At 70.4% G+C, this 6989-nt stretch carries 5 protein-coding genes; 2 read left to right on the forward strand and 3 right to left on the reverse strand.

Annotated elements, in window-relative coordinates:
• Positions 1 to 3 precede the first annotated feature (3 nt).
• The gene (locus ACWF62_RS08535) at positions 4 to 2280 is read left to right on the forward strand and encodes a tetratricopeptide repeat protein (RefSeq protein ID WP_452629826.1); all 2277 of its coding nucleotides are present in this window, start codon (positions 4 to 6) and stop codon (positions 2278 to 2280) included.
• A 70-nt stretch (positions 2281 to 2350) separates the two neighbouring features.
• Here the strand turns inward: ACWF62_RS08535 and ACWF62_RS08540 are convergent, their stop codons facing one another.
• Both ACWF62_RS08540 and pta read right to left on the reverse strand, forming a co-directional pair.
• Positions 2351 to 3529 carry an acetate kinase gene (locus tag ACWF62_RS08540; protein ID WP_378506068.1) on the reverse strand — a complete coding sequence of 393 codons (1179 nt, stop codon included), beginning with the start codon at positions 3527 to 3529 and terminating at the stop codon, positions 2351 to 2353.
• Positions 3530 to 3537: 8 nt separating this feature from the next.
• Positions 3538 to 5637 (reverse strand): phosphate acetyltransferase, encoded by a 2100-nt coding sequence (gene pta / locus ACWF62_RS08545; RefSeq protein ID WP_378506067.1) that lies wholly within the window; start codon positions 5635 to 5637, stop codon positions 3538 to 3540.
• A 94-nt stretch (positions 5638 to 5731) separates the two neighbouring features.
• On the opposite strand from pta, the gene ACWF62_RS08550 reads away from it, so the two are divergent.
• On the forward strand, positions 5732 to 6241 hold the full coding sequence (locus tag ACWF62_RS08550) for a nitroreductase/quinone reductase family protein (RefSeq protein ID WP_452629827.1): 510 nt from the start codon (positions 5732 to 5734) through the stop codon (positions 6239 to 6241).
• 12 nt (positions 6242 to 6253) lie between these two features.
• On the opposite strand, the gene ACWF62_RS08555 is transcribed toward ACWF62_RS08550, so the two are convergent.
• Entirely contained in the window at positions 6254 to 6856 is a 603-nt protein-coding gene (locus tag ACWF62_RS08555; protein WP_378506065.1) for a suppressor of fused domain protein, read from the reverse strand.
• Positions 6857 to 6989 lie beyond the last annotated feature (133 nt).

The raw sequence follows: 6989 nt of genomic DNA on the forward strand, positions 1-6989 counted from the left end.
GCGATGACCGACTCCCCCGACGACGCACCCCCCACCCAGGCCGCGCAGCCGACCCAAGCGGCGGCGGCACCACAGGATGCGAGCACGGGACCGGAGACCGCCCCCGGGGGCACGTCGGCCCGGACCTCCTCGGCGCGAAGCAGCGGACGACGCAGCCGATCGCAGCGTTCCCGCAGCGCCCGTCGCCGCATCGGCGGCGGTCTCGTCGAGGTCCCCGCCGTGACGATGCCCGACCCCGCCACCGTGGTGATGGCGAATCCCGTTGTCGCCGAGAACAAGCGGTACTGTTGGAAGTGCGGCAAGCCGGTGGGGCGGGGCGGGCCGGAAGACACCGCGGGGCACTGCCCCTTCTGCACCGCCGGATTCGACTTCGCGCCCCGGTTGGCCGCGGGGGACATGGTTGCCGCCCAGTACGAGGTCCAGGGGTGTCTCGCACACGGCGGGCTCGGCTGGATCTACCTGGCCGTCGACCGCAACGTCAGCGATCGGTGGGTGGTGCTCAAGGGACTGCTGCACGCCGGGGATGCCGAGGCCCAGGCGGTCGCGCTCGCCGAACGCCAGTTCCTCGCCGAGGTCGAATACCCGGGGATCGTCAAGATCTACAACTTCGTCGAACATCCGCAGCCGGACGGCAGCACCATCGGCTTCATCGTGATGGAGTATGTCGGCGGACATTCGCTGCGCGATGCGTTGCGGACCCGGCAGCGCCCCGAACGGCTCCCGGTGGAGCAGGCCATCGCCTACGTCCTTGAGGTGCTGCCCGCCCTGGAGTACCTGCACTCGATCGGACTGGCGTACAACGACCTCAAGCCCGAGAACATCATGATCACCGAGGACCAGGTCAAGCTGATCGATCTGGGGGCGGTGGCCGCGCTGGAGGATTTCGGCTACCTGTACGGCACCCCCGGATACCAGGCACCCGAGATCCTCCGCACCGGGCCGACCGTCGCCAGCGACATCTACACGGTCGGCCGGACGCTGGCCGTGCTGTGCCTGAACTTGCCGGCCGAGCACGGGCACTACCGGCCCGGTATCCCCTCCCCGGACGACGCTCCCCTGCTCGCCGAGCACGAGTCGCTGTACCGATTCCTGTTGCGCGCCACCGACACCGACCCCGACCGGCGATTCGGCGACGCCGTGGCGACCGCGGGCCAGCTGACCGGCGTCCTGCGCGAGGTGCTGTCCCGGCAGACCGGCGACGAGCATCCCGGCCTGTCCGAGCGGTTCAGCCCCGGCAGGACGGTCTTCGGAACCGACCTAGCGATCCGCGGAACGGACGTCTACCTCGACGGCGCCCGCCACGGCGTCGCCGTCGATGCGCGGGAGGTCGTTGCCGCACTGGCCGTCCCCCTGATCGATCTGACCGATCCAAGTTCCCCGTTGATCGCGGCGACGGTGCATGCCGAACCCGCTCAGACCCTGGACGCGATCCGACGGGCCCGCGCGAACAGCCTCGACCCCGGCGCCGACGGTGCACCCGGATTCACCGCGGAGATCGCATACGCGGAGGTGAAGGCCCTCCTCGATCTCGGTGACGACGACGCAGCGGCAGCCGTGCTCGACGTGGTCGCCGAGACCGGGGGCGACGACTGGCGGATCGACTGGTATCGCGGCATGGTGGCACTGCTCCGCGGCGAATATGAGGCGGCGATGACGTGTTTCGACGGCACCCTCGCCGCCCTGCCCGGCGAGATCGCCCCGAAGCTGGCGCTGGCCGCGACCGCCGAGCTGATCCTGCAGCACTGGCACACCGACGATCCGCGGCAGTGGCGCAGTTTCGCCGAGAAGTACTACCGCACGGTGTGGCGGAGCGACCGCGGGGTGGTGAGCGCGGCGTTCGGGCTCTCGCGCGAACTCGCCGAGCAGGGCGACGTCGCCGGCGCGATCGCCGCCCTCGATCAGATCCCGGCGACCTCACGCCTGTTCACGACCGCCCGCATGACGGCGGCACTGACCCGACTGTCCGGGGCGCCGATCGCGCGGCTCGACGAGGGGGCACTGCGGGACGCCGCGCGCCGGGTCGAGATGCTGCCGCCCGACGAGGGGCGGGCACCACAGATGCGGGCCGTTGTCCTCGGCACCGCCCTCGACTGGGTGCTGTCCGGGAAGGTCCCCGACCGGGACGGGGGACCGCTGCTCGGCGTCCCGTTCACCGAGGACGGTCTGCGCACCGGCACCGAGACCGCGCTACGGGCGTTGGCGCGCAACACGTCCCGGACCGCGCACCGGCACGCTCTGGTCGACCTCGCGAACCGGGTCCGGCCCCGCACCTGGTGGTAGGCGGCTGCGCCGCCCGTGAGTCCTTATGGCCTGCACCGGGGCCAAATCCGCTCACGGGCGCCGGAGGCGCCTATCTCGCGAAGTCGCGGGCGAAGCGGGCTATCGCGAGCTCCTCGTTGGTCGGCACGACGAGCACCGTCACCGCGGACTCGTCGGTGGAGATGATGCGGGGGTCGTGACCGCGGACCGCGTTCCGTCGGGGATCGATCTCGATACCGAGCCGCTGCAGCCCGGCGAGCGCGTCGGCCCGCACCTCCGCCGCGTTCTCCCCGACCCCGGCGGTGAACGTGATCGCATCGGCACCACCGAGCACCGCCAGGTAGCCGCCGACGTACTTACGGAGCCGGTGGATGTAGACGTCGTAGGCGAGGGTCGCGGCCGGGTCACCCGCGTCGATCAGCTGCCGCAGCTCCCGGAAGTCGTTGACCCCGCTGAGTCCCTTGAGTCCCGAACGCCGGTTCAGCAGGTCGTCGATCGCGTCGACCTCCAGCCCGGCGCTGCGGCGCAGGTGCATCAGAATGCCGGGGTCGATGTCGCCGCTGCGGGTTCCCATCACCAGCCCCTCGAGCGGGGTGAGTCCCATCGACGTGTCAATCGCGCGGCCACCCGCGATCGCCGATGCCGACGCCCCGTTGCCCAGGTGCAGCACGATCTGGTTCAGCTCGGCCGGGTCGCGACCGAGCACCTCCGCCACCCGCGCCGACACGTACTCGTGGGAGGTGCCGTGAAACCCGTAGCGGCGGATACCGTGCGCTGCGGCGACCTCGGCGTCGAGGGCGTAGGTGCGGGACCGGGCGGGCAGGGTGTGGAAGAACGCGGTGTCGAAGACCGCGACGTGCGGCACGAACGGCAGCGCCAGCATCGCACCCTCGATGCCGATCACGTTGGCCGGGTTGTGCAGCGGGGCGAGTTCCGACAGTCGGGTGATCTCGTCGATCACGTCGGGCGTGATGAGCGTCGGGCGGTGGAAGACCTCTCCGCCGTGCACCACTCGGTGGCCGACGGCGGCGATGCCCGCGGTCACCAGATCGACGCCCGCCTCGGCGAACATCCCGAACGCCAGCCGCAGTCCGTGCGCGTGGTCGCTGATCGGACCGCGGTGTTCCCGGTCCGTGCCGCGGTGGTGGTGCGTGACCAGCCCGTCGGGCTCCCCGATCCGTTCGACAAGTCCGGCCGCGATCGCCTCCCCGCCGTCCGGGTCGACCAGTTGATACTTGATCGACGACGATCCCGAATTGACTACCAGCACCGATCCTTTCACGACCGTGCCTCCCCCGACTCGATGCCCTGCGCCTGGATCGCGGTGATCGCAACCGTGTTGACGATGTCCTGCACCAGCGCCCCCCGCGACAGGTCGTTGACCGGCTTGTTCAGGCCTTGCAGCACCGGGCCGACCGCGACCGCACCCGCGCTGCGCTGCACCGCCTTGTACGTGTTGTTCCCGGTGTTCAGGTCGGGGAACACAAACACCGTCGCCCGGCCCGCGACCTGCGAGTCGGGGAGCTTCGCCGTCGCCACGGTCGGCTCGACCGCCGCGTCGTACTGGATCGGGCCCTCCACCAACAGATCCGGGCGCCGCTCCCGGACCAGTGCGGTCGCCATCCGCACCTTGTCCACCTCGATCCCGGCGCCGGAATCGCCGGTCGAGTAGGACAGCATCGCAATCCGCGGGTCGATGCCGAAGCGGGCGGCGGTGCGCGCGGAGGAGATCGCGATGTCGGCGAGTTGTTCGGCCGTCGGGTCGGGGACAACGGCGCAGTCGCCGTAGGCAAGCACCCGGTCCGCCAGGCACATCAGGAAGATGCTCGACACCGTCGACACCCCCGGTTCGGTCCGGATGATCTCGAACGAGGGGCGGATGGTGTGCGCGGTGGTGTGCGCGGCGCCGGACACCATGCCATCCGCGATTCCGGTGTGCACCATCATTGTTCCGAAGTACGAGACGTCGGCCATCACCTCCCGCGCCCGGTCGACGGTCATCCCCTTATGCTCCCGCAACCGCGCGTACTCGACCGCGAACCGTTCGGTGTGCTCGCAGTCCGACGGGGTGAGGACCGCGGCGCCGTCGAGGTCGACGCCGAGGTCTGCGGCCCGACGACGGATCGCCGTCTCGTCCCCGAGGATGGTCAGGTCGGCGATGCCGCGTTGCAGCACCCGTCCCGCGGCCCGCAGGATCCGGTCGTCGCTACCCTCCGGGAGCACGATGTGCCGCCGGTCGGCGCGCGCCCGTTCGATCAGCTGGTACTCGAACATCTGCGGTGTGACCACCTCGGGCCGCTCCACCCGCAGCCAGGCCAGCAGGTCCGCGGCATCGACCCGCTGCTCCATCAGGCTCAACGCGGTGTCGACCTTGCGCTGCGATCCGACGGCCACCCGCCCGCGGGTGACCGCCGCCGCGGACGCGGTGTCGAAGGTCCCGAGGTCGGTGGTCAGGATCGGCAGACTCGGCCGCAATCCCGCCATCAGCTTCGCGACGGCCGGGTGCGGCAGCAGGCCCCCGTTCATGATGATCCCGGCGATCGACGGAAAACCCTCCGCCTCATGGGCGTTGACGAGAGCAAGCAGAGCATCGGAGCGGTCGGCCGGGACGATCACGACCATTCCGTCGGTGAGCCGCTCGAGGATGTGCTCGGCAGTCATGCCCCCGACCATCACCCGCAGCGCCTCCCGCTGCAGCAATTCGGTGTCCCCGCTGTAGAGTTCACCGCCGATCGCCCGGCGCAGTTCGGCGACCGTCGGCGCAACCAGCAGCGGGATCTCGGGCAGACTCCACACCGGCACCGCGAGCGGAGCCAGCGCGACCCGCACCGCGTCGAGGTCGTCGGGTGCGCAACGGTTCACCACCACACCCACCAGATGCGCATGGCGGGACCGCAATTCGGCCGCACAGATCTGGCCGAGCTGCAACACCTCGTCGGCGGTGCGACCCGAACCGCGCAGGGCAAGCAGCACCGGCGCATCCAGATTGACGGCGATCCTCGCGTTGAACTCCAGTTCGCTCGGGCTCGCCACATCGGTGTAGTCGCTGCCGACGATGACGACCGCGTCGCACTGCTGCGCCATCTCGTGATACCGGGCGACGATCTCCGCGAGCGCCAGTTCGGGGTCGGCGTGCACCGCCTCGTACGTGACGCCGAGGCTCTGCTCGTAGGTCAGGTCGGCGGTGGTGTGGTCGAGCAGCAATTCGAGGATGTAGTCGGGCTCGTCGGTGGAGCGGGCGATCGGCCGGAACACCCCCACCCGCGCCGTCGACCCGCACAACATCTGCAGCACGCCCAACGCGATCGTCGACTTCCCCGTGTCGCCCTCCGGGGAGGCGATGTAGACACTCGAGACTGCGGACGCTGCGGAGGCCATGGCGTCCACCCTAGCCAGTGCGGTCGGTCCCGTAGGTCCGGCAGGGACGGCGTCGCGGGCCGAGGCGAATGGCGGCGCTGCATAATCGACATCCATGAGCGACTCCTCCTTCCCCGACGTCCGCTGGGGGTCCGAGAGCAGCATCCTGCGCGGTCCGGCCACCGCCTTCGGGTCGACCCGGTTCGGATCGTGGGTGATCCGCAGCCTGGCCGGCGTGGATCGGACGCTGCTTGAACGCAGCCGTGGCCGCTTCACGGTGCTTGGGCCGATCGGACTGCCGACGGTGCTGCTCAACTCGACCGGACGCAAGTCGGGTCTGCGGCGCACCAGCCCGCTGCTCTACCTCCGGGACGGCGATCGGCTCGTGGTGGTGGGCAGCAACTTCGGGCAGGCACATCATCCGGCGTGGACGGGCAATCTGCTGGCCGATCCGCAGGCCAGCGTGACGATGGCGGGCCGCGAGATCGAGGTGCTGGCGACCCCGGTCACCGGCGCCGAGAAGGACCGGCTGTACACCGCGTTCGTCGAGTTGGCCGGGGCGTACGAGGTGTACCGGGGCCGCACCGACCGGGATCTGCGGATGTTCGCGCTGTCCGTGCGGTAGACCGGGTCGTCGTTAGACGACGGAGGGGCGGTCGATGTCGGACACGTCGGCGCCCGCGGACTCGAGGCGGGCGAACAGGCCGTCCGTGCCGTTGCGGGACGCGAACTCGAGTTCGGCGTCGGTGATCGGCACCGCCTGCAGCCAGGTGGTGACGTCCTCCTCGCGGTCGACGAGGATCTCGAGGTCGGGCCAGATGAACGGGACGACGAGCAGGACGTGCTTGGTGCCGCGGCCCGGGTCGGCCTCGTGGACCGCGTTGGGCACGATCGTGTTCGGGGTGACGTGGAACGACCCGGACGCGACCGCGAAGGCGCACTGCGCCAGCACGTCGGCGAGGGCGCGGTGGTCGGCGCGGCCGACGGTGATCAGTTCGGTGCGGATCGGCCGCCCGTCGTCGGTGGTGACATTGGTGGGATATCGGACCATGTCCAGCGTGGCGTACGAGGCGTACCCGGGGCCCGGGCAGCCGTCACCGATCGCGATCGACACCTCGTCCGGCTTCTCGCCGTCGGCCTCCGGGTCGACGCCCGCGCGGAACCGCAGCACCTGCGGCAACGCTCCGAACACCTCGCCGAGTCGGCGGGCGGCTTCCATGACGTCGTCGCTGGCATCCATGACACGTCAGCCTAGTGAGCCGCCCGCCCGATACCGGCGTCAGCCCAGGGCGCGCAGCCGCGGCGCCAGATCCCGCTCAAACAACTCCAAGAACCGCCGCTGATCATGCCCGGGCGCATGAAACACCAGATGG

Source organism: Rhodococcus sp. NPDC054953 (genome assembly GCF_053609225.1).